Origin of the sequence: Brucella tritici (genome assembly GCF_902825325.1) — a bacterium.
Classification (GTDB): domain Bacteria; phylum Pseudomonadota; class Alphaproteobacteria; order Rhizobiales; family Rhizobiaceae; genus Brucella.
The window spans coordinates 40,534-64,328 of the sequence record NZ_CADEAR010000014.1 but is presented as its reverse complement, the minus strand read 5'-3'; the positions used below and the strand labels follow the sequence as shown (position 1 = coordinate 64,328).

The window sequence follows — 23,795 nt, the reverse complement described above, 5'->3', positions numbered from 1 at the left end:
TGGGGTCGGCGTCATCGGTCAGTTGCCTATTCCAGCTGCAGCAAGCTCTTCATGATGCACTGCTTTCGTGCTTCCACCATTCGCACTTAGCCCCTGACACAGAAACTTTTAATTCGTTGAAATTCCTTCAAGTGAATTTTCTGGATTTTTGCATGACTTCATGGAATATCAATTGCATGACCAAGGCACGAGCCAAATCCCTTACGAGCCATCTAACTATTCGCCACTTGCGAATGGTTGTCGCGATCGTGGAGGAAGGAAATCTCGTGCGGGCCGCCAGACGACTGAACATGACGCAGTCCGCTGTGACCAAGGCTCTACAGGAAGTCGAGGTAATAACCGGCGCCCTCCTTTTCGATCGCACCAATCGCGGGATCGTGCCTACGATGTTCGGCGACACATTGGCCGAGCACGCCAGGTTGATGCTCACGCAACTCGCGGATGCGGAGGAGCACCTGGCCGATCTGCGTGATGGAAAGGGCGGACGGGTTGCAATTGGAACCCTGCTGGCCGCCTCGGCCGAATTGCTGCCGAATGCGATCGCGCGATTGCGGCGCGAGCGACCCAAATTGGTGGTGAAGGTCGTCGAGGGCACGGATGACATACTCATCCCAGCACTGCGGGCTGGTGAACTGGATCTCGTCATCGGGCGGCTATCGGATCGCAGAGAGACACTGAGCCTCAAACAGGAAGTGTTGACCGAGGACTTCGCCTGCGTCGTTGCGCGCCGAAATCATCCGTTAACGAAACGCGATCATCTGAGTCTTGCAGAATTGACGGAATGGGAATGGATCCTGCCAACCCCCGAAACGAATATGCGACGCCAGATCGACATAACCTTTCTGGAGGAAGGTCTCGAACCACCGATACATGCTATCGATTCCGTATCGCTACTCACCAACCGGCAGTTGTTGATGGCTGCCGACTATCTCGCCGTTTTTCCTGCACAGGTCGCGCGGCAGGAAGCTGCACTCGGCGGCATTGTCATCCTGCCGGTGGCATTGCGCGCAACTGCAGGGCTTATTGGCGTTACAACGCGTGCGCATGCGCGCCTGTCACCAGCAGCGGAAGTGTTCTTGGAGACCCTGCGGATAGAAGCGATCCATGCGCCCTGACTTGTCGGCTTCTCAGTTTATGAGGGCTTGTCGTTCTGACAGATCTCTGCGAAAAACGGTGGAGCCTGCCATTAAGCATGGATCTGTCGCGCAACTGAAGCGAATGCTTTATGCTGCGGATTATAATGGCGACTTCATCGGTTTGTCCCCATCATGATGTCTACGCCGCGATCGGCGACTGCCATCGCGGGAGCGTTGGTATTTCCGCTGACGATACGCGGCATCATCGAAACGTCGAAGACACGCAGACCCTCCACACCCTTCACCCGCAGATCAGGTGTTAATACAGCCAGCGGATCGTCCTCGGCACCCATACGGGCGGTGCCGCAGGGATGATAGTTCGTCTTGACCGTGAGTTTGCAGTGGGCGAGCAACTCGTCATCAGATCCGAAAGCCTCTCCGGGGAATATCTCGCCTTTGACGACTTTCGCCATCGGCCCGGTCTTCAGCACCTCGCGCCCAAAGCGCAATCCAGCAATCTCATGACGGATATCATCCTCATGACCAAGATAATTCGAGTTGATAATCGGTAGGGCTGCGGGGTCCGCCGAGCGGAGGCGAACGGTGCCGCGTGCCTTTGGCTGCAACAGGCAGGAATTGAGGGTAACGCCATCAGTCGGCGCAACACCCATCACATCGCGGTCGAGATAAACGGTCGGTACGCAATAGAACTGGATCATTGGTTCGCCCGAGGGATCGAGGGGATTGATGAAGGCGCAGGTCTCGCAGCCATTGGTCGAAACGGGCCCAGACCCGAAGAGCATGTATTGCAGGCCGTTAGCCAGCATGCGCATGCCGCGATCCTCACCGTAATAACCGAGCTTTTCATGGGTGGCGGCGACAAGCGGAACCTCATGGTGGTCCATCAGGTTTTCACCGACGCCAGCAAGATCGGCCCGGACTTCTATATCGTGGCGGCGCAATTCACCTGCGGGGCCTAAGCCTGAGAGCATCAGGACCTTCGGCGTCCCAAAGGCTCCGGCGGCGAGGATAATCTCATTTGCAGCATAAAGCGTCCTGATCTGGCTGCCTTCGGCGATCTCGACACCCACCGCTTTTCCTCCCTCAAGGACGAGGCGGAGTACGCGCGTACCGGTCAAGATCGTCAAATTCGGATGGTCCGCCAGTGGCTCAATAAAGGCTTCGACTGCTCCGCACCGTCGCGCACCGCCAATCGTCGTCTGCATATAGCCGACGCCCGCTTGCGTGCCGTTGTTGAAGTCGTTGCGGAGCGGCAGCCCCATCTCCTGCAGCGTCTTGACGAAGACATGGGAGATTTCGGCTATGTGGCGTGGGTTTGAAACCTTTAACGGACCATCTGTGCCGTGAGCCGGGCTGGCGAGCGACTGGTTGCCCTCCTGTCGGCGGTAATGGGGCAGGAGATCGTCCCATCCCCAGCCGATACCGTTGGAACTAGCTTCAGTTGCGCGGTTCCACGCTTCATAGTCGGAGCGTCGACCACGCATGTAAACCATGGCGTTGACGGTCGACCCGCCGCCAAGCACTCGCCCCTGTGGCAGATCGTGCACGCGGCCATCGAGCTGTGGCTGCGGTTCCGTCTTGTGAAAGGTCAGGTACCGGCTGCCTTTCAGCATCTTCACGAAGCCTGCGGGCATACGCAGAAGCGGGTGGCGGTTCGACGGCCCCTGTTCAATGAGCGCGACGCGGGCGCCGTGTTCACTAACCAGCTTTGCTGCAGTGACACAGCCGGAAGAACCACCACCTACGATGATATAGTCGAAGTCCCTCACCTCACCACTCCGCAATCGAGCCATCAGCATGCCGCCAGACAGGCGCGCGCCAAGCATGGCCTTCGATGGCACGGGCACGAACCACGTCTTCATCAACCTCAATCCCGAGGCCCGGACGCTCAGGAATAGCGAGAAAGCCATCCTCCACCTTGAACTGGCTGGTGGGGACCAGATAATCGTTCAGATCGCCACCCTTGTTGTAATGAATGCCGAGTGACTGTTCCTGAATGACGGCGTTGTAGCAGATCGCATCCACCTGAAGGCTGGCCGCCAGCGCAATTGGACCGAGCGGACAGTGCGGCGCCAGTGCAACGTCATAGGCTTCCGCCATATGACCGATGCGCACCATTTCCGAAATCCCGCCGACATGCGCCGTGTCGGGATTGATGATACCAGCAGCACGCTTTTCAAAAACTGCCCGGAATTCGTAACGGCTGTGCATCCGTTCACCAGTGACCAGCGGAATGGAGGTTGAACGGGCGAGATCGGCCATATGATCGACCTGGGCCGACACGACCGCATCTTCGATGAACATCGGGCGCAGTGGTTCGATTTCCTTCAACAATATCTTGGCCATCGGCGCATGCAGACGCCCATGAAAGTCGAAAGCCAGGTCCATGCTGGTTCCGACCGCATCGCGCAATTCAGCCAGCTTTGCGACGATCTTGTCGATCTTTGCATAGGAATCGAGGAATTGGACTTCCTCGGTCGCATTCAGTTTACACGCATCGTAACCAGCTTCGAGCAAGGCCTTGGCATCTGCAACCAGATTGTTGGGCCGATCCCCCCCGATCCAGCGATAAGTGCGGACCTTGTCGCGCACCTTGCCACCCATGAGCGCATGCACAGGCTGGCCGTAAGCCTTGCCCTTGATGTCCCACAGTGCCATGTCGACACCGGACATGGCGCTCATCAACACAGGTCCGCCACGATAGCATCCATTGCGATAAATCATCTGCCATGTGTCTTCAATGAGCAGTGGATCCCGCCCGATCAACAATGTTTCGAGTTCACATACCTTCGCAGCAAGCGTTTCCGCATGACCTTCCAGAACGGGCTCACCCCAGCCGGAAATACCCTCGTCTGTTGAGATTTTAAGGAACAGCCAGCGCGGTGCGACAACGAATGTTTCGAGCTTTGTGATTTTCATGGGAGAGTCCTTAACCGGGCGCCGGATGCGCTGTCGAAATAACGGATACTATTGGGAGAGAACCGGAGGTTGACGGTCGCGCCAATCTTCGGACGGAAATGCTTGTCGGCCTTGAGCACCAGTCGGCCCTTGCCGTGATCGGCGACGACGAGCGTTGCATCGCCCGTTGGCTCGACCGAATAGACAGTAACGACCATATCGCCCGCCTCGCCTTCACCGGCGACCGTTATATCCTCCGCACGGATGCCGAGCTGGGCCTCCCTGGCATCGGTTATGTCTTGCGCGGCAATCCAGGCCGCGCCCGACCGGAAGGTGCCACCTCGGATCTCACCGGGAATGAAATTCATCGGCGGTGAGCCGAGGAACCCGGCGACGAACAGATTATCGGGGTCGTCATAGATCTGGTCCGGCGTACCTATCTGACGGATTTCACCCGCCTCCATGATGATCACACGGTCGGCGAGCGTCATCGCCTCAATCTGGTCGTGGGTAACGTAGATGGTCGTGATACCGGTCTCGCGCTGGATGTGTTTGATCTCCGCGCGCATCGCGCCGCGCAGCTTGGCATCAAGATTGGACAACGGCTCATCCATAAGGAAAACGTCAGGCGAGCGCACCAGTGCGCGTGCGAGCGCCACACGCTGACGCTGACCGCCGGAAAGGTTCTTTGGCAGTCGGTCGGCATAAGGAGTAAGGCCCACTTTCTCCAATGCGGTAAGCGCGGTCTTCTCGCGCTCGGCCTTGCTCATACCGCGCGCGCGCAGCGGATAGGTGACGTTCTCCAATACCTTCATATGCGGATAAAGTGCGTAGTTCTGGAAGACCATCGCCATATTACGCTCGCGCGGCAGGCGATTGGTAATGTCCGCGCCGTCTTTAAGCACTTTGCCGGTGGAGGCGGTTTCGAGCCCCGCGATAATGCGCATGGTCGTTGTCTTGCCACAGCCGGAAGGGCCGAGCAGCACCAGGAATTCACCATGGGGGATGTGCAGGTCGATCGGTTTGAGAGCGTTCAGCGCACCCCACGACTTGGTGACGGATTGAAGGGTAATTTCGGTCATGTCAGCGATAAGCCCCCATGGTCAGGCCACGGATGAGGTGGCGCTGGAAGACAAGGATGAAAAGGATGACGGGGATGATCAGCAGGCTGGCTGAGGCCGACAGCTCTGCCCATGCGATGGTTTGGTAGCCGATGAAGCCGTAGAGGCCGACAGGCACGGTTCGCACTGTGGATTCTCCAAGCACCAGCGCGAACAGGAATTCGTTCCACGACAAGAGAAAGATCAGGATACCAACGGAAATCAGCCCAGGCATGGCGAGAGGCAGCGTTATACGGGCGAAAACCTGGAAATGGTTGTCGCCGTCAAGGCTAGCCGCCTCCTCGATTTCGCGCGGCAATTCTGAAAAGAACCCCCGCAGCAGCCAGACCACGATCGACAGATTGAGCGTGACGTGGGCGAGGATTAGTCCGAGATAGGTATCCAACAGGCCGAGCTGGTAATAGAGAACGAAGAACGGGATCAGCATGGCAACTGGTGGCGTCATGCGCGACGAGAGCAGCCAGAAACCGAAATCGCCACGTCCGCGAAAGGAATAGCGTGCCAGAATGTAGGCAGCCGGTGCGCCAAGCGCGAGCGTCAACAGGCTTGAACCGGCCGCAACAATTGTCGAAGAAGCAAAATAGGCCCATATATCGGGGTTGCCGATGACCTTGGCGAAATTGGCGAAAGTCGGTTCGAACAAGAATAGAGGTGGCCGGGCCATGGCCTGGATTGGCGTCTTCAGTGCTGTGAGGAAGATCCAGTAAAGTGGAAAGATGCACCAGATGGCAAAAATGTAGAGGATGAGGCGGCGCAACCAGACGGATGTGAACAGCTTCATGGCGCTTAGTCCTTGAGATCGAACAAGCCGAGCCGGCGAAGGAACACCTGCCCCGCGACAAGGGTGAAGACAAGCATCACGATTGCAAGCGCAGACGCGTAGCCCATTGACAGGAACTCGATGCCGTACTTGTAGGCGAGCAGATTCAGCGTGCGCGTGGCGACGCCCGGTCCGCCGCCAGTTAAAACGAAGATGATGTCGAAGGTCTTGAAGGCATCGATCAGCCGGAACAGCAGAGCGAGCGCGAGATAGGGTTTCAGCCGTGGCAACGTGACGAGGAAGAAAGTGCGGAACGGACCTGCACCGTCCATCTGACTTGCTTCTTCCGGTTCGGGCGGAAGCGCCGCCATACCGCCCATCACAATAAGCAGAATGAATGGCGTCCATTGCCATACGTCGGCGATAATGAGTGAAAGAAGCGCGGTTTCGGGTGCGGCTGTCCAAGCGCTGGGCGAAATGCCGACGAGACCGAGCAGATAGTTCAGCACCCCCTGTGTCGGGTTGAACATCAACCGGAAAGTGAAGGTGGCGGCGATTGGTGTGATTGCCATAGGCAGGAGATAGATCACTCGCAGCCATGAGGCCTGCCTGACCTCGTGATGCAGAAGTGCCGCAATGCCAACGCCGAGTATTGTCTCGATCCCGACGGCGACGATCGTGAAGACCGCCGTTATACGCGCGGCGTTCCAGAAGTCCGCCGACGACATGAGGTCGGAATAATTTTTGTAACCGACCCAGTTTATCGTGTCCGGGGCAGTCAGCGAATAATCAGTAAACGAGAGATAGACGCTGACGAGAAAAGGAACCAGCGTCAGCGAAAGCATCAGGATCGTTGCCGGCGCGAGCATCGACAGGATGAAGCTGCGCTCGGCGCGTTGAATGGTGATTTGGCTCGAAGGCACTACTCTGTCTTTCTTATCGGGAGCCCCACCGAAATAGTCCGTGAAGCTCGATAATCCGCGTCAGCCCTGAAGGGCGGCGTTGATCTTCGCCGTTGCGGCATCAAGCGCTGTCGGCGCATCGGCCTGACCGGTGACGACCTGATTGATCGCCACGGCGAAGGGATCCAAAATTTCGCTGGACTTGCGGTGAAACCACGCGGCCTTGAAGACCTTTGCATCGCCCGAATTGAGATTGAGAAGCGCCGCATTCGCTGCCGCCTCGCCGAAACGCTTCCGGAAGGCCTCGCTCTTCCATGCGGAGTTGCGCACGGTAGCAAGCCCGCCAGCGGAGCTCAGCATGCAGCCGGGTTTGGAGTTGAGGAAGCTCAGGAGCAGGAAGGCCGCTTTCTTCTTCGTCGAATAAGCGTTGATGCCGGCCTGCCAGGCCCAGATATTTGGCTTGATCGCATGCTCGCCCGCACGCGGCATCGCGGCATAGACGGCATCGGATGCAACCAGACTCTTGTCCGGATTGGAAATGTCGGTGGCGAAGTTGGAACTGTCGCAGCCAAGTGCAGCCGCGCCGCTGGAGAAATCGTTGAGCGCTTCGTACCAGTGGTAGCTGCCGACGCCTATCGGCCCCGCTTCCCGCAACAGCCGACCATACATCTCAACGCCGGCAATGGCTGCATCGCTGTCGAGTACGCAGCGCCCTTCTCCATCGATGATTTCGCCACCATAGGAGAAGACGAAACCACCGCAGGTCCATGGACCAGCCGAGCTATCGGACTTGGCGCGCATGGCGACCCCGGCGACAGTATCGGTTTTCAGCTTCAGTGCAGTTGAAAGCAGCTCGTCCATGGTCGCTGGAACGGCAAGACCGGCAGCGTCAAGCATCGCCTTGTTGGCAAAAAGCGTCTGCGCTTCCGCAGTGATTGACATTGAGTAATTCTGCCCGTCTGCCTGGGTCGGGAACTCGCGAGCCATAGCAAAGATATCGTCCTGGTCGTACCAGGCTGCATCGAAGATCGATTTGTCAGCATAGAATTCATCAAGTGGGGCAGCCCAGCCGGCAGACACAAACTGGCCGAGCGCATGGATCATCATCACGTCCGGTTGAGCCGACTTGGCACCCAGCTTGATCGGCATCTGTGATGTATATTCCGTCTCTGACTGGGTATTCAGCTTGACGTCGATACCCGTCATCTCCGTGAAGATTGGCAGGAGCGGTTCGATGGCAGCGCTCCAAGGATGGGTCATCGCTTCGATCGTCAGGCTCTCACCCTTGAACGCGGTCCAGTCAATGTCGGCCCCGGCAAATGCCGCACGCGCGTCCTCGTTTGCCTGGGCAAAACTCAGTCGCGGCGAAACTGTCAGCCCGAACGCCGCAGCTGCTGCACCCGTCATTAGTCCACGGCGGGTCAGATGGATACCTCTGCTCATTGTTCCTGCTCCTCTCAGTAAGGTTGCCGCAGAGTGCTTTGCCCCGATGCGCGTACATCGGCTCCTCTCTGCCTCCCAGCACGCTGAAAATATCGATACTACTATTCATGTCAAGTGTAGTATTATTATAATTTGTGTGGGACAGTTTGCACTTCAGGACTGTTTCAGCTATGTCAGCAGACAGAAGCAGAGCGTGGAGGGAATGCTTGAACCGGGAGCAGGACGACGTGGACACGCGGGGCGTCATATCGATCAACATTCATGAAACAATCGTCACGACGATGGGAAAACGCATCGTCTCCGGTTACTACGCGCCCGGCGCGGCGATTGGGAGCGAGACAGATATCGGTCGGTCGTTCAACGCATCGCGAACCGCGACGCGCGAGGCGTTGAAAATTCTTGGATCGAAAGGATTGATCGAAGGCAAGCCAAAGATTGGCATTGTCGTGAAACCAAGCGAGCGATGGAACATGATGGACTCCACGGTCCTCGGCTGGGCGCTGCAAGACACGAACCAAGCCAAGAAAGCCATTTCCGATCTCTATGTGCTTCGCAAGGCAATTGAGCCCAAGGCTGCGCGCATGGCGGCACGTAACTATACTCAGGCCGATGAAAGTGCCGTCAGGCGAGCGCTACGCGGTATGGCAACCTATCTAGATGAGAATGATCGCGTGGAGCAGGATGTAGCCTTTCACATCGCGATCCTGGCTGCATCTGGAAATCGCCTTTTCTATTCACTTGGCGAGTTGATTTCTGTTGGTCTACGCCATCTCTTCCATGCCGGCTTGCAAGCAACGGACGAGGAGGATGATCGCTGGATTACGCGTCATAAGCGGGTGGCTGATGCAGTTTTTTCCCGAGAAGAAGATGTCGCTGAAGCAGAAATGAATGCATTGCTGAAGGAAGCGCAGGAGATCCACGAGATCGAGCCTTCATAAGCCAGCACGTGGCATAGCCAAATCTGCGGGACTCAATGCAAAGCGATGATAAATCCATATTGCACGGGAGACGATCTCACGTGCAAGTGACAGCCTTTGAGGAAGGACATGTCGGGCAGAATAACCACCTAAACCAAATATCCTAACTGTGAACCGCGAACAGCTGGGTAATGCCATTGGAATGGTTATTTCATCCCCAAGATCATGTTGCCGTGATTTTTGCCTGCTCTAGGTCTTTTTCAGCCATGTCCAGCACCAGCTTGATAGCTTCAATTGCCTTGGCTTCATCTCTCATGCGTAATGCTTCCACGAGATTGCCGTGAGCTGTTATGGCGTCGTCTCGTGTATCTGCAATCTCGTTCGATGTTTGCAGTGAATATTTGAGAGCTGCACTGATCGTGTGGGAGAGCTGACGGAAAATCTGGTTGTGGCTGGCCTTGAGCAGGCAGGAATGAAAAAGCACGTCAGCTTCCGTGAAGCTTCCGATGTCATTTTCGGCATCCCGCATCATTTGCCAGGCCTTCTCGATATCCGCAATTTCCTGCGTAGTCGCCTTTCTTGCAGCGAGGACGACGGCGGCTGGCTCTATGGAACGCCTAGCTTCCAGCACACAATCAAGCAGGTTGAACTCTACAACCCGATCACCGAGCCATTCAATGACTTGCGGATCCAGAATATTCCATTCTTCATGTTCACACACAATGGTACCGACGCGGGAACGTCCACGAACCAAGCCCTTGGATTCCAACACTTTAAGCGCTTCGCGAATGACTGTCCGGCTCACATTGTAGCGTGCACAAAGATCATTTTCGCGCGGCAAAAAACTGCCCGGTGAGAAGGTGTCGGAGCAGATATCGAGAGCAAGTGCTGAAATGACATTGTGCTTCACGCGCGGGCGCGCCGACACGGATGAGGCTTCCGGCGTCGCTTCGTTCGATGATATTGTTGTCACTCTCAACCTCCACTCTGCAAAGTTACGGCAAGGCGCCTCAACGAAAACTGCGCGCAGTTTTGCCACTTCAGGCGCATTAACTGAAATCAATGGTTCGATCCACCATGACGGTGCGTTCCTATCAATCATGTATGATTATATGGATATTTAGATATTACAACAGGGATAATTCATCATACTAGCTAGTTGACGAATACGATCATTGAAGTTACGAATCTGCAACCGTCGAGGAGGCGGGATAAGTTTTATGGGAGGTCATCATGAGTTTGTTTAAGGCTGCGCTCGTGGCCGGAAGTGTTGCATTCGCCACCCTAACCTCGGCAATGGCCGCGGACGTGAAGATCGGCTTCGTCGTGAAGCAACCAGAAGAACCGTGGTTCCAGGACGAATGGAAATTCGCCGATATCGCGGCCAAGGAAAAGGGCTTCACCCTCGTCAAGATCGCTGCGCAGGATGGCGAAAAAGTGCAGGCTGCGCTTGATAATCTCGGTGCGCAGGGGGCACAGGGCGTGATTATCTGCACCCCGGACGTTAAGCTTGGACCTGGCATTGTGGCGAAGGCTGCAGCCAACGATCTGAAGTTGATGACGGTCGATGATCGTCTTGTCGGTGCCGATGGCCAACCGCTGGAGGACGTGCCTCATATGGGCATTTCCGCCACCAAGATCGGTGAAGCTGTCGGTCAGGCCATCAGCGATGAAGTAAAGAAGCGTGGCTGGGATTGGAAGGATGTCGGTGCAGTCCGCGTTTCCTACGATCAGTTGCCGACTGCAGTTGATCGGGTTGAAGGTGCGCTGTCGGCGATGAAGGCCGCAGGCTTGCCTGAAAGCAATGTTTTCGATGCGCCGCAGGCGAAGACCGATACGGAAGCTGCTCTGAATGCATCAACCGTAGTGCTGAACAAGAACCCTAAAATTAAATATTGGGTTGCCGTTGGTCTTAACGACGAAGCAGTTCTGGGTGCTGTGCGCGCCACAGAAAGCGTTGGCATTTCATCGGACAATGTCATTGCCGTTGGCATTGGTGGATCGGATTCGGCCATCAACGAGTTCAAGAAGCCAAACCCTACCGGTTTCTATGGCACGGTTATCATCTCGCCGAAGCGTCACGGTTATGAAACCGCGCTCAACATGTATGATTGGGTCGCCAATGACAAGGAACCGGAAAAGCTGATCCTCACCACTGGTGAACTTGCTCTGCGCGATAATTACGAGCAGGTGAGAAAAGATCTCGGCATCGAGTAAGTCGAGCTGTTCTTCCCGACGCGGTCGTTGGAACTTCACGCGGCCGCGTCCCTTTTTCACTATATGCGATACCAATCTCCGGAGATGTCATGGATAGCTTTCTGGCGTTCAGTCATATCTCGAAGTCCTATCCGGGTGTGCACGCGCTTTCCGATGTTTCCTTCACGGTGGCTAAAGGCAGTGTTCATGGCCTGATGGGTGAAAACGGCGCGGGAAAATCCACGCTGATCCGTATCCTTTCCGGCGATCAGGCCGCAAATAGCGGTACGATATCCATTGATGGGATCGAGCAGAAATATGCATCCGTTCGTGATGCCTTCCAGGCGGGCGTGGTGGTCGTCCATCAGGAGTTGCAGCTCGTACCGGAGCTGACGGTCGCTGAAAACCTCTGGCTTGGCCGTTTTCCCAATCAGGGTGGCATTATCAATGCCCGCCAGTTGATCGATGAGGTTACCAGAAAGCTTGCCGATATCGGCCTGGACATCGATCCTTCGATCAAGGTAGCGAGGCTTTCCATCGGCGAACGCCAGATGGTGGAGATAGCAAAGGCAATCATGGTCGATGCACGCGTGATTGCACTGGACGAACCAACTTCATCACTGTCTTCGCGGGAAAGTGAAATTCTGTTCAAGCTGATCCGCCGGCTCAAGGCCGAAGGTAAAGTGATCCTTTATGTCTCTCACCGGCTGGATGAGGTCTTCAACCTCTGCAACAGTCTCACCGTGTTGCGTGATGGCAAGCTTGCGGCCCATCACAGCAGCCTTGAGGGTGTCACACGCGATCAGGTGATCGCGGAAATGGTAGGACGAGAAATTTCCGATATCTGGGGCTGGCGAGGTCGACCGATCAAGGATGAGGTGCGGCTGCGGGTCCAAAATCTGAGCGGACCCGAATTGCCCGATCCGGCCAGCTTTGAGGTGCGCAGCGGTGAAATCCTCGGCCTGTTCGGCCTTATTGGCGCCGGGCGCTCCGAAATGCTGCGACTGCTTTACGGTGCTGATAGCCGCCTGAGCGGCAGTGTTGAAGTCGATGGCATAAAGGTTTCAGCAAACAGTCCGCGCAAGTCGATCGAGGCGGGCATTATGCTGTGCCCGGAAGATCGCAAGGCGGATGGCATCCTGCAGGGGCGATCCATTGAAGAAAACATCGCCATTTCGACACGTCGACATTTTTCCCCGATGGGACTGATCAGTCCCCGCAAGGAAGCAGATATCGCCGAAAAGAGCATCAAACAGCTGCGCGTGCGCACGCCGTCGCGCAAACAGGACATCGTCCATCTGTCGGGCGGCAACCAGCAGAAGGTTATTCTCGGACGCTGGCTTTCTGAGCAGAACGTCAAGGTTCTGATGATCGATGAGCCGACACGCGGCATCGATGTTGGCGCTAAAGCCGAGATTTATGAAATTCTCTACGGTCTTGCCGAGAGCGGCATGGCGATTGTCGTCGTTTCGAGCGAATTGCCCGAAGTGATGGGCATTTCGGACCGCATTCTCGTCATGTGCGAAGGCCGCATTGCCGCTTCCGTTGACCGCCCCGGTTTTGACGAGCGCACCATTCTTGCCGCGGCCTTGCCGGATCGCACAGCATCTATTCAATTTGACAGTCAGAAGGTTGCATCACGATGACCGCTTTGAAAAAACTCCTTCTCGGTGAACAGGGGCTGGTGGTGATTTTTGCCATCGCTTTTGCAGTCGTGGCGCTGACGGTTCCCAACTTTCTCACCGAGCGCAACATGCTGGGGCTGCTGCAATCAGTCGTAACCATCGGTATCGTGGCCTGCACGATGATGCTCTGTCTGGCTTCGCGGGATTTTGACCTTTCGGTCGGTTCGAACGTGGCGTTTACTGGCATGATTGCTGTAATGGTTTCCAATGTCAGCGGCTCCATTCTTGTCGGCTTGCTGGCCGCTTTGGCGGCTGGCTTTATTGTCGGGCTCTTCAACGGCGTCGTCATCGCGCGGTTCAAGGTCAATGCTTTGATCGCCACACTCGCCACCATGCAGATTGTTCGCGGCCTGGCGTTGATTTCCTCGGACGGTCGCGCCGTAGGTATCAACGACCCTTCTTTCTATCAGCTCGCGCTTTCGAAGTTCCTCGGTGTACCAACACCGATCTGGGTGATGATCGCTCTATTCGTCGTGTTCGGCTTTGTCCTGAACCGCACCGTCTTCGGCAAGAATACGCTGGCTATCGGCGGCAATCCGGAAGCGTCACGTCTGGCAGGTGTCAATGTTGTGGGGATGCGAATCTGGATCTTCGCGCTGCAAGGACTGATTTGCGCTATTGCAGGCATTTTGCTGGCTTCACGTATTACCTCAGGTCAGCCCAATGCGGCGACCGGTCTTGAGCTTTCCGTTATTTCGGCATGCGTACTCGGTGGTGTGTCGCTGGCCGGCGGACGTGCTGCCATGACAGGCGTGATCGTGGGTGTGCTCATCATGGGCATCGCGGAAAACGTGATGAATCTGCTGAACATCCAGGCATTTTACCAATATGTCGTGCGTGGTTTCATTCTGTTGCTGGCCGTGCTGCTCGACAATCTACGCTCCTCCACCATTGCGTTCAGAGCATAATCCGACCGGAGTGAAAACGAGGATCGATGAGATTGTGCTTTGTATAAAAGGAGTTAGAGCGCCGATCTGATACAATCAGATTGAAATGCGCTCTAGAAGCTGATGGCGACAGATAATGAGGAATGAAATGTTCTATGCTCTGGTCGATTGGGGCACCTCCAGCTTCCGGCTTTGGCTCGTCAATCAGGACGGCGCAGTGCTGGGCGAAAGCAAGAGCGACGAAGGCATGATGAAGGCGGTGGAAACCGGGTTTGCCGCTGTTCTGGAGCGACATCTTCACCAGCTTGGCGCTCCTGCCGATCTGCCCGTCCTCATAAGTGGAATGGCAGGCGCGCGCCAGGGCTGGGTGGAAGCGCCCTATTTGCCCGTTCCTGCACGGCTAGACCGTCTGGCAGAGGAAGCGGTTCATGTACCGAAAGCTGGACGCGATATCCGCATCATCCCCGGCGTCGCGCAAATTCGAAGCGATGCCGCCAATGTGATGCGCGGCGAGGAAACGCAACTTGCGGGTGTCGTTGAAACCTTGCCTGACGGGCTTGTGTGTATGCCGGGCACCCATTGCAAATGGGTCAGTATTGCCGACCGGCAGGTGACTGGCTTCACCAGTTTCATGACCGGTGAACTATTTGCGGTGCTGTCGCAACATTCGATCCTCAAGCACGCTGTCGATCCTGCGAACAATTTTGACGCCCAAACACCGGCTTTCGCACGAGCTGCCGAGCACAGCCTGAAGGCACCGGAACAGGCTCTCGCCATGCTGTTCCAGATTCGAGCCAGTCAGCTTTTGAACTTTGAACAGCACGCCGACGGCGCCGCCCATTTGTCGGGCGTGCTGATCGGCGCCGAAGTCGGCACGGCGTTGCGCAACTACGGTGGCGGCAAAGCGGGGTTGGTCGCATCCGAGCGGTTGAACCGGCTTTACCGGCCCGTAATGGAGCAGGCCGGCTTCAGCGTTCAACTCTTCGATGGCGAGAAAGTCGTGAGAGCAGGATTGCTGGCTGCTGCTCGCTTAATCCATTCCCAGTCTGGAGTATGAGATGAATACCAAACCTGTCTGGCCGTCGCTGCAACGCTCGCTTGTGGCGATTATCCGCGGCATTCGTAACGAAGAGGTGGAATCCATTCTCACGGTTCTGCTGGAAGAAGGTTTTGAGGTGATCGAAATCCCGTTGAATTCTCCACAACCGTGGGATTCCATCGGGCAGGCGGTGAAACTGTTCGGCGACAAGGCGCTGATCGGCGCCGGTACGGTCTTGACTGTGGATGATGTCGCAAAGCTGGCTGATTTCGGCGGCCGCATCATGGTCAGTCCCAACACGGATCCGGAGGTCATCAAGGCTGCGGCTGCACGCGGGCTCTATTCGATGCCCGGATGCTACACGGCCTCGGAAGCGCTTCTCGCACTGAAAAGCGGCGCATCAGCGTTAAAGTTCTTTCCGGCTGGAGCGCTCGGACCGTCCGGCGTCGCAGCGATCAAGACTATCCTCCCGGCAGATGCGGTAGTGGGTGCTGTTGGCGGTGTTTCCGATGCGAGTTTTGCCGATTATGCCAAGATAGGTGTTCGGACCTTCGGTCTCGGCACCAGTCTCTATAGACCCGGAGACGCGATCGAAACAGTCCGGGACAATGCACGCCGTACTATCGCGGCTTACGACCGGGTCTTCGGAACGGCTTGACCTGTTTCCCAAAGTGCGGAGCGGTTCCGCCTGACTTCGCAATGCTCCAGCTCTACGCGCTGACAAAGAGGCTCCCATGGCTTTGCACATCAATTCGAACAAGCTATCGGCCAGCATCTCCGCGCAGGGTGGTGTCATGCTCGGGTTATGGTGGCGACAGGAGAACGGCTCGCAGACTGCATTATTACGGTCTGCGGCGCATGATCAAGTTGGCCCGGGAGATAGCGCGGGGTTTCCCATGGTTCCGTTCGGAAACCGGCTTGGCGGCAACAGTTTCACATTCGAGGGTCGCATTCATCATCTTGCGGCCAACAGCGCGCATGATCCCCTCTACCTGCATGGGGACGGCTGGCTGGCATTCTGGAATGTGGTCGAACGGTCGGAAAACGCGCTGACCCTGAGCTACCGCCATCATAGCGACGGGATCAATCCTTATGATTATACGGCTCGTCAGGTTTTTCGCGTTGACGAGCATGGCTTCAGCCTGCACCTGTCCGTCGTCAACGAAGGCGCGGACGCCCTGCCCTTCGGTCTTGGCTGGCATCCTTATTTTCCACTGCGACCTGATAGTTTGCTTGAGTTTCAGGCCAAGAGTTTTCATGAAGAAGCAGAAGGTTCACTGCCAGGTAACGAGCTGGAATTGAGCGATCCTCTCGATTTTCGAAAGCCGCGTCAGCTGCCCGATCGCTGGATCAATAACGGTTTCTCGGGCCTGGAAGGATCAACACGCATTCTTTGGCCAGAAGCAGGTCTTGCGCTGGAAATGAGTTACGATCCGATCTTCGCCCATGCGTTTCTGTATTTGCCTTATGCAGCAAATTCCGCAACGGCCATGCCGGATTTCTTTTGCCTTGAGCCGATGACTCACAAGGCTAACGGGCAACACCGTCCCGATCTTGGCGGTTTGCGTATTCTTGCTCCGGGTGAAACCTTGGCCGGAACAATTCACCTGACCGTCGACACCCTCCCGAAATCCTTCAGAAGTGAGCGATCCAGATGAAGATAACCAAACTGACGACCTATATCGTTCCGCCACGCTGGCTGTTTCTGAAGATTGAGACTGATGAAGGGATTTTCGGTTGGGGCGAGCCGGTTATCGAAGGCCGGGCGCGGACGGTTGAAGCCGCGGTACACGAATTGTCCGAATATCTCGTCGGCAAGGACCCGCGGCTAATCGAAGATCATTGGAACGTCATGTATCGCGGCGGCTTCTACCGTGGCGGCCCTATTTTGATGAGCGCTATTGCAGGCGTTGATCAGGCACTGTGGGACATCAAGGGCAAGGCGCTCGGCGTGCCGGTGCACGAACTGTTGGGAGGCCAGTGTCGGGATCGTATCAAGGTTTATTCCTGGGTTGGAGGCGATCGTCCATCTGATGTAGCGGCTAATGCGCGGGAGATGGTGGATCGCGGGTTTACCGCGCTGAAGATGAATGGCGCTCAGGAACTCCAGATTGTCGACAGTCACGCCAAGATCGACGCCATTGTCGAAACGATTGGCGCTGTGCGTGCGGCCGTCGGCCCGCATGTCGGTATCGGTGCCGATTTCCATGGGCGGGTCCATCGTCCGATGGCAAAGGTTTTGGCCCGTGAACTGGACCAGTTCAAGCTGATGTTTATCGAAGAGCCAGTGCTGTCTGAAAATGTAGAGGCATTGGTTGAAATTGCCAATCACACATCGACCCCGATTGCTCTGGGCGAGCGGCTTTATTCGCGCTGGGATTTCAAGTCGATCCTGTCGCGCGGTTATGTCGATATTATCCAGCCAGATCTGTCCCATGCAGGCGGTATTACCGAATGTCGTAAAATTGCGGCGATGGCCGAAGCTTATGACGTGGCGCTGGCACCACATTGTCCATTAGGACCAATCGCGCTTGCCGCATGTCTGCAGGTGGATGCGGTAAGCTACAACGCCTTCATTCAGGAGCAGAGCCTGAACATTCACTACAATGAAAGCAATGACATTCTCGATTACATTACCAACCGCGAGGTTTTCGAATATCGCGACGGTTATGTCGCTATCCCGCAAGGGCCGGGTTTGGGCGTTGAGATCGACGAGGATTATGTCAGGGAACGGGCCAAGATCGGCCATGACTGGCGCAATCCCGTCTGGCGTCATGCTGATGGCAGTGTGGCGGAATGGTAATACCAAAACTCGATGAGCTTGACACATTAGGTTTTGGTTAAGCCATTGCCGCGATTGAGCATTTTCAAGGCGTGATGCATGAGCATCTTAGCGTCTCGGTATAAGAGGGAAATAGAGTTATGGCTGACCGGCTTGTCGGAAAACGGATATTCGTCACAGGCGCGGCGCAGGGTATCGGCCTTGCCATCGCACGGGCTTTTGCAAAGGAAGGCGCGCGGCTGTTTCTCATCGACATGGATTTGGAGCGCCTTGAGCATGAAGCTATCGCTTTACGCGAGCAGGGAGCAATATTGGGTTTCGCAAAGGCTGATATTTCAGATGCTTCCGCTATCTCTGCAGCCGTTGTACAGGCAAACGACGAGATCGGAGCCGTCAATGCGCTTGTGAATAATGCCGGCATCAATGTTTTTGCGAAACCGCTGGAAACGAGCGACGATCAATGGAACCGTTGTTTTGACGTCAATCTCAAGGGCGCGTGGAATTGCAGCAAGGCTGTTCTGCCGGGTCTGATAGAACAGGGCGGCGGCGTTATTCTCAACATTGCCTCCACCCACGCTTTCACCATCATCCCACACACATTTCCGTATCCGCTGGCAAAACATGCACTGATGGGCATGACCAAGGCACTGGGTCTGGAATATGCACCACAGCAGATCCGCGTGAACGCAATTGCGCCGGGCTATGTCGAGACCCAGAAAAATGTCGATTATTGGAACAGTTTTCCTGATCCCATGGCGGCGCGAGCGGAAACAATGGCGCTGCATCCGGGCGGGCGGATCGCCTCACCGCATGAAATCGCGATGGCGGCAGTGTTCATGATTTCGGACGAATGCCCGTTCATGAACGCGACATGCCTCACTATCGACGGCGGCCTGAGTGTTCAGCAACATCCTGCATAGGAATTTACCGGAGACACGAAAGCATTTCACTCTCCGTCGTCGGTTTGGGTGACCGTGCTGCCAGGACGAGATCGGTGCGGTCTTCAGGTGTTTTTTTCGATGTAGCGTCCCGTCTCCGCAAGCAGTTCCTTCATGTTCTGTCTCGCGGCGGCGGCATCTCCACGATAGATAGCTTCCGCGACCTGATGGTGGTTCTCGATATTATCGGCGAATGCCTTCGTCGTATAAGGAAACAATGCGTCGAAGATGGCTTCGATGACTTTCTGAAAGCTGAGCAAGACCGGGTTGCCTGTAGCAGCGAGAATCGCCAGGTGAAATGCCTTGTCGGCCGCAACAGCCTTGCTCTCCTCTTCCTGATTGTGTGCCATTCGGCGGTAAGCCTCGATTATTCGTTGTTTTTGGCTCTCGTCGCCGCGTAAGGCAGCAAGCGCTGCAGCCTCCGGTTCTATGATTTGGCGGATTTCGGAAAAGGCCAGCAATTCCTGCTTGGCCAAGGTGCTGGTTGACAGCCACCTTATCAAATCGGCGTCGAGCCAGCTCCAATATTCCCTACTGTTGACATGTGTGCCATGCCTTTGCCGCACGGTGACGAGCCCCTTTGCGGACAATATTTTTATCGCCTCGCGAATGACCGTCCGACTGACCTGATATTCTCGCTCCAGCTCAGGTTCCGAAGGAAACACGACATTGATGGCAAACTCACCCGATACGATGCGTCTTCCCAGCGCATCAACCACCGTCTGTGTCCGGTTCGGCTTCTTCTGATTCATTTGGCCTTCTCCGCTCGTCTGCTTCTGCGTTGGCACGGGTGAAAGGGATTGGCAACAGGCTAATAGCTTAATCCTGTTTGTCGGGTGTCCAGATCCCAAGCTTCCGCTTCAACTCTAGCAAATTTCGGTCTTGATAATCAAACATCATATGTTAAACGTATGATGTTTAAATCAACCATCAAATGTCGACTGGGGAGGAGACGATGAGTAAGGAACACCAGGCCACAATGCGGAAGATAAATCTCCGCATCTTGCCTTTCTTGATGCTGCTGTACCTGATTGCCTATATCGACAGATCCAATATCTCTGTCGCAGCGTTGGGTATGAATGCCGATTTGGGACTGACCAGTCGAATGTACGGGTTGGCTGCAGGTCTGTTCTTCCTTACCTACATCATCTTTGAAGTGCCCAGTAATGTTGCGCTGACCAAGTTTGGAGCGCGACGCTGGATTGCGCGCATCATGATCAGCTGGGGGCTGGTGGCCATGGGTATGGCCTTCATTACCAGTGCGTATCAGCTATACGGGATGCGGTTGCTTTTGGGAGCTGCAGAAGCCGGTTTTACGCCCGGCATCATCTATTATCTGGCGCGCTGGTATCCTTCACAGGAGCGCGCGCACGCAATGTCCTTCTTTTACATCGGTGCTGCTCTTGCATCCGTCATAGGGCTCCCACTTTCAGGCCTGCTGCTTCATGCTGACGGAGCTTTGGGCGTGGCAGGCTGGCGCTGGGTGTTCTTCGTGGAAGGTTTGCCAGCGGTCCTGCTCGGATTCGTCGTGTTGTGGTTCCTGCCAGATCGACCGACGGATGCCAGCTGGCTCTCGCAGGCGGAAGCCTATGAACTGGAGCGAAAGATCGACGCTGAACAAGGCACGGGTCAATCTGAGCATAAGACAGGCTGGCAAACAGCATTCCGAAACGGAAAAGTCTGGCTGCTTGCTGCCTTCTGGTTGTTGCAGGCATTTGGGACGATTGGAATTACGCTTTTCATGCCCTTGATCGTGCGAAGCATTTCAAGTGGCGACGATCTAGCCATCAGCCTGCTATCCGCAGTGCCTTTCATAGCAGCGTGCATCTTCATGTTCTTTAATGGATGTCATTCTGACAGCACGCGTGAACGCGCCTATCATCTGGGTGTACCGCTGACACTTGCAGGCCTGCTGTTGTTAGCCGCGGTATATATTGACAATGCCCATCTTTCTTATGTTCTCATCGTTCTGTCGGTCGGCCTGAACTGGGCGGTTATCCCCATCTTCTGGGCTGTGACAACGGAATATGTTTCGGGGCTGACGGCTGCCGTCTCGATCGCACTCATCAATGCACTGGCCAACGTGGCTGGACTGGTGTTGCTTCCCGCTATCGGCTGGATCAAGGACACAACCAATAGCTATGATCTTGCACTCACACTCGTTTCGGCAGCACTGATACTCGGCGGCTTGTTGGGCATTTCTCTTGCAAAGAAGCTGGCAGCGCCAAAAGGCCTTCAAACGATTATCGATATCCGCAACTCGGCTGATCCTGTCGGCTCCAGCAAAAGACATTGAGATTGATGTATGTCCCGTTTTTCTCCTAGCACCCTTCACGGTATCCACGCCATTCTCTATGCGCTTTTCGATCGGGATGAAAATCTCGATCGCGAAGCGATGCGCCGGCAGACCGAATTGTGCCTTGCGCAGGGCGTGCATGGCGTGGCTGCGCTGGGGCTGGCCACAGAAGCATCCAAGCTGAGCGAAGCCGAACGGTGCCAGATCATGCAATGGCTCGTTGAGGACACCAAGGGACAGGTGCCTGTGGCAATCACCATTTATGGTTCATCTGTCGCAGAGCAGGTACGTCAGGTGCGTGAAGCAGAAAGATTGGGCGTTGATTGGCTCATTCTCCAGCCGCCCATGATCGGGCAGTTTCAGGCCCGCGAATATATGAGCTTTTTCGGCCGCGTTGCAGATAGTACCTCTCTTCCGGTTGCCATCCAGAATGCCCCCGCCCTGATGGGCCGCGGCCTGAATGCCGAAGATATTCGTGAGCTCGGTGAGCGGCATCCCAATATAAAGCTGATCAAAGGCGAAGGGCCGGTCGTTGACATTGCCAATCTGATCCAGGTCACCGCAGGACGGATGCCGGTATTCAACGGACGCGCCGGGCTTGAGCTGCCGGACAATCTGCGGGCGGGTTGCAAAGGGCTCATTCTTGCTCCCGATTGTATCGACTACGCCGTCAGGACCTATGAGTTCTTCATGGATGGGTGGGATGAAGAAGCTCAACGTTCTTACGAGACAATGCTCCCGGCGGTCGTCAATACCATGCAGGGCATCGAGCATCTGATGTGCTATGGCAAGCGTCTCTTTGGGCTACGAGCAGGTATCGAAATTTTTGATCGGGCGCCTGCGCTCAGGCCTACCGAAGCTGGATTGGAGATGGTAACGCGTTTCGCCAAGTCTCTTGGGCCTTTGATCTACGAGGACAGCTAAGCGACCGTTGAAGATCGCCACGCAACATTCGTCTCTATTCCAGCCTAAATATACGGCTCTGTCGAATATTTCAGGGTGTGTTGCAAAATGTGGTTGGGACGGAGCGAGCTGCCTCTGGGCGTCGTTATGCCATGAGCGTTATGAACTGTTGTTTGAGGAAAAGCGCTTTTTCTGGTGAGCAGATGCGAGCATGTCATCTACCATGCCTAACGCATCGTTGCAGCTTCATAGTAAACCATAACAATACCATGACCAACTTATTGGCGTTGACGAATTCCTGTCTGAATGTACTGTTAAATTATAGTATCCACTCCATTATTATGCGTTCATCCTATCGCATGTAGAATTAAACATGCGCATATATTGCAAATAGTGATTTTGCAATAATAATTTACTTTGTAAGTATTGTTCTTTGCGTTTGGAACAGTTTCACTGGGTAGTCAAAAATGAATTTCCGAGTACCTACCTGCATGCGCCGGTGAATCTGCAATATTACTTCAAATAGATGAGTAATCTCTCAGCTATTAGCTCCTTAGTCGGCCTTTTATATTGTTCACGCTCACCTCAGTAGCCGATACTTCTGGTGATCACATCTGCCTGCCCTTTGCAATACCTAAGAAAGAAAATCAAATCAGACGGAGATTATAATGTACGCCAGGAATATTCTATTCAGCATATCATGCCTTATGGCATCTGCAGCCTTTATACCTGTAGCTAGTGCAAAAACCACTACTGGTAAATTGACGGTAAAAATCAATATTGGACAGGCGTGCCAAGTAACGAGCGGTGACAATTCTCTTATCGATTTCGGATATGTCGATGATATCACTCATAACGTTGAGGCTCAAACAAGTGATACATCTGGAATTGAGGTTAAATGCGGCAAGGATATTGCATATACAATAGGTCTTGATGATGGTCAGTCTCCATCAGAACCCGGTCCTGCTTTCCGTAGAATGAAGTCCGCCGCAGGCAACTTTGTCCCTTATAGGCTCTTTAAAGATTCCCAACGCACAACACAATGGGGGACCGATCCAAATTCCGTGAAAGCTACGGGGACTGGGGAAGTACAAAAATTCCCCGTTTATGCCAAGATTTTCAATCAAGACGCAACACCACCCGCTGGTGAGTATACCGACATCGTGAGTGTTATCGTTACATACTAGTTTCCCTTCCCGGAGATATTTCCATGTCCAGATTTACTGTCTTGCTGGCTTCTGTCTCCGGGTTGGTGTGCGTGAGCAGCGTTCAGGCGGCATCCTTGCAGGTATCGCCTGTTTCCCTCGACCTCACCGCGCCAGTCCGTGCATCATCCATAACGCTTCGTAACAATAGTGATGACCGATCCAACGTTCAGATTCGTGTTTACAAATGGACCCAAGTCGCAGGGAAAGACCAACTGACACCCGCCACAGAGGTTATCGTCAGTCCACCAGCCGCCGCACTACAACCCGACAAGGCTTATACCATTCGCGTTGTCCATCTCACCGCTCCTTTTAGGAGTAGCGAAGAAAGCTACCGGCTATTGATTGATGAACTTCCTGAAATCAATGTCCGTCGTCGCGCTGCCGCCGTCAATTTGGCCACACGCTATTCCATTCCGGTGTTTTTCTCAGATCGCTCTGCAACGGCAGATTTGCACTGGAAAATACAGCGTTCCGGCAAGGAATTGGTGATCGAGGCAACCAATACCGGCAATCGCCATGCCAAAATTGCCAATTTGACTGCTTCAACATCCAGTAGCCATGTCAATTTTGGCGGAGGCCTCAATGGCTATGTCCTACCCGGTAGCACGGTGCGCTGGACCGCCTCTGCAGGCCCCATTCAGGTCGGTAGCCATGTAAATATTACGGCCAAAGGGGACGATTATGCGGTTAACCAGACAGCCATGGTCTCGGGCCGCTAAATTG

22 protein-coding genes are annotated in these 23,795 nt (G+C 55.0%); 14 read left to right on the top strand and 8 right to left on the bottom strand.

Translation table 11 applies throughout. The annotated features are described in order from the left end of the window. Nucleotides 1–176: 176 nt before the first annotated feature. Entirely contained in the window at nt 177–1,115 is a 939-nt protein-coding gene (locus HWX93_RS18300) for a LysR family transcriptional regulator (protein WP_176038204.1), read from the top strand. A 134-nt stretch (nt 1,116–1,249) separates the two neighbouring features. Here HWX93_RS18300 and HWX93_RS18295 read toward each other — a convergent pair whose 3' ends face one another. The 6 genes from HWX93_RS18295 to HWX93_RS18270 are packed head-to-tail and all read right to left on the bottom strand — an operon-like array spanning nt 1,250 to nt 8,221. Continuing rightward, nucleotides 1,250–2,959, bottom strand: a complete 1,710-nt coding sequence (locus HWX93_RS18295) for a GMC family oxidoreductase (RefSeq protein WP_235969137.1) — start codon at nt 2,957–2,959, stop codon at nt 1,250–1,252. Continuing rightward, nucleotides 2,868–4,016 carry a galactonate dehydratase gene (gene dgoD / locus HWX93_RS18290; protein ID WP_176038203.1) on the bottom strand — a complete coding sequence of 383 codons (1,149 nt, stop codon included), beginning with the start codon at nt 4,014–4,016 and terminating at the stop codon, nt 2,868–2,870. The genes HWX93_RS18295 and dgoD (HWX93_RS18290) overlap by 92 nt, the downstream gene beginning before the upstream one ends. Next, nucleotides 4,013–5,077, bottom strand: a complete 1,065-nt coding sequence (locus tag HWX93_RS18285) for an ABC transporter ATP-binding protein (RefSeq protein WP_176038202.1) — start codon at nt 5,075–5,077, stop codon at nt 4,013–4,015. Before HWX93_RS18285 ends, dgoD (HWX93_RS18290) begins: the two co-directional genes overlap by 4 nt. A 1-nt stretch (nt 5,078) precedes the next feature. After that, entirely contained in the window at nt 5,079–5,897 is an 819-nt protein-coding gene (locus HWX93_RS18280) for a carbohydrate ABC transporter permease (RefSeq protein WP_176038201.1), read from the bottom strand. 5 nt (nt 5,898–5,902) lie between these two features. Next, nucleotides 5,903–6,799, bottom strand: a complete 897-nt coding sequence (locus HWX93_RS18275; RefSeq protein ID WP_235969136.1) for a carbohydrate ABC transporter permease — start codon at nt 6,797–6,799, stop codon at nt 5,903–5,905. Between the two features lie 60 nt (nt 6,800–6,859). Further along, on the bottom strand, nt 6,860–8,221 hold the full coding sequence (locus tag HWX93_RS18270; RefSeq protein ID WP_176038200.1) for an ABC transporter substrate-binding protein: 1,362 nt from the start codon (nt 8,219–8,221) through the stop codon (nt 6,860–6,862). Between the two features lie 206 nt (nt 8,222–8,427). Here HWX93_RS18270 and HWX93_RS18265 point away from each other — a divergent pair, with 206 nt between their 5' ends. Further along, entirely contained in the window at nt 8,428–9,159 is a 732-nt protein-coding gene (locus HWX93_RS18265) for a FadR/GntR family transcriptional regulator (RefSeq protein WP_176038199.1), read from the top strand. A gap of 202 nt (nt 9,160–9,361) precedes the next feature. Here the strand turns inward: HWX93_RS18265 and HWX93_RS18260 are convergent, their stop codons facing one another. Next, nucleotides 9,362–10,111: a FadR/GntR family transcriptional regulator gene (locus HWX93_RS18260; protein WP_419191073.1), complete on the bottom strand. Its 750-nt coding sequence runs from the start codon at nt 10,109–10,111 to the stop codon at nt 9,362–9,364. 260 nt (nt 10,112–10,371) lie between these two features. On the opposite strand from HWX93_RS18260, the gene HWX93_RS18255 reads away from it, so the two are divergent. From HWX93_RS18255 to HWX93_RS18220, 8 genes are all read left to right on the top strand, one after another. Beyond that, the gene (locus tag HWX93_RS18255) at nt 10,372–11,355 is read left to right on the top strand and encodes an arabinose ABC transporter substrate-binding protein (protein ID WP_109989650.1); all 984 of its coding nucleotides are present in this window, start codon (nt 10,372–10,374) and stop codon (nt 11,353–11,355) included. Between the two features lie 89 nt (nt 11,356–11,444). Further along, nucleotides 11,445–12,980: an L-arabinose ABC transporter ATP-binding protein AraG gene (gene araG, locus HWX93_RS18250; RefSeq protein ID WP_109989649.1), complete on the top strand. Its 1,536-nt coding sequence runs from the start codon at nt 11,445–11,447 to the stop codon at nt 12,978–12,980. Continuing rightward, complete coding sequence (gene araH / locus HWX93_RS18245) at nt 12,977–13,927, top strand: L-arabinose ABC transporter permease AraH (RefSeq protein WP_109989648.1); 951 nt, start codon at nt 12,977–12,979, stop codon at nt 13,925–13,927. The genes araG and araH overlap by 4 nt, the downstream gene beginning before the upstream one ends. Before the next feature lie 115 nt (nt 13,928–14,042). Continuing rightward, nucleotides 14,043–14,963: a 2-dehydro-3-deoxygalactonokinase gene (locus HWX93_RS18240; RefSeq protein WP_109989647.1), complete on the top strand. Its 921-nt coding sequence runs from the start codon at nt 14,043–14,045 to the stop codon at nt 14,961–14,963. A 1-nt stretch (nt 14,964) separates the two neighbouring features. Next, entirely contained in the window at nt 14,965–15,603 is a 639-nt protein-coding gene (locus HWX93_RS18235; RefSeq protein ID WP_109989646.1) for a 2-dehydro-3-deoxy-6-phosphogalactonate aldolase, read from the top strand. A gap of 76 nt (nt 15,604–15,679) precedes the next feature. Beyond that, on the top strand, nt 15,680–16,603 hold the full coding sequence (locus HWX93_RS18230; protein ID WP_176038197.1) for an aldose 1-epimerase: 924 nt from the start codon (nt 15,680–15,682) through the stop codon (nt 16,601–16,603). Then, complete coding sequence (gene dgoD / locus HWX93_RS18225; protein ID WP_176038196.1) at nt 16,600–17,748, top strand: galactonate dehydratase; 1,149 nt, start codon at nt 16,600–16,602, stop codon at nt 17,746–17,748. Before HWX93_RS18230 ends, dgoD (HWX93_RS18225) begins: the two co-directional genes overlap by 4 nt. Before the next feature lie 119 nt (nt 17,749–17,867). After that, on the top strand, nt 17,868–18,647 hold the full coding sequence (locus tag HWX93_RS18220) for an SDR family oxidoreductase (RefSeq protein WP_176038195.1): 780 nt from the start codon (nt 17,868–17,870) through the stop codon (nt 18,645–18,647). Nucleotides 18,648–18,730: 83 nt separating this feature from the next. Here HWX93_RS18220 and HWX93_RS18215 read toward each other — a convergent pair whose 3' ends face one another. After that, complete coding sequence (locus tag HWX93_RS18215; protein WP_176038194.1) at nt 18,731–19,384, bottom strand: FadR/GntR family transcriptional regulator; 654 nt, start codon at nt 19,382–19,384, stop codon at nt 18,731–18,733. A 236-nt stretch (nt 19,385–19,620) separates the two neighbouring features. Here HWX93_RS18215 and HWX93_RS18210 point away from each other — a divergent pair, with 236 nt between their 5' ends. The 4 genes from HWX93_RS18210 (at nt 19,621) to HWX93_RS18195 (ending at nt 23,791) form a co-directional block, all read left to right on the top strand. Beyond that, nucleotides 19,621–20,961 carry an MFS transporter gene (locus HWX93_RS18210; protein ID WP_176038193.1) on the top strand — a complete coding sequence of 447 codons (1,341 nt, stop codon included), beginning with the start codon at nt 19,621–19,623 and terminating at the stop codon, nt 20,959–20,961. Nucleotides 20,962–20,970: 9 nt separating this feature from the next. After that, on the top strand, nt 20,971–21,885 hold the full coding sequence (locus tag HWX93_RS18205) for a dihydrodipicolinate synthase family protein (protein ID WP_176038192.1): 915 nt from the start codon (nt 20,971–20,973) through the stop codon (nt 21,883–21,885). A 686-nt stretch (nt 21,886–22,571) separates the two neighbouring features. Beyond that, nucleotides 22,572–23,051: a spore coat U domain-containing protein gene (locus tag HWX93_RS18200; protein WP_176038191.1), complete on the top strand. Its 480-nt coding sequence runs from the start codon at nt 22,572–22,574 to the stop codon at nt 23,049–23,051. A gap of 23 nt (nt 23,052–23,074) precedes the next feature. Beyond that, nucleotides 23,075–23,791: a molecular chaperone gene (locus tag HWX93_RS18195; RefSeq protein WP_176038190.1), complete on the top strand. Its 717-nt coding sequence runs from the start codon at nt 23,075–23,077 to the stop codon at nt 23,789–23,791. Nucleotides 23,792–23,795: the final 4 nt, after the last annotated feature.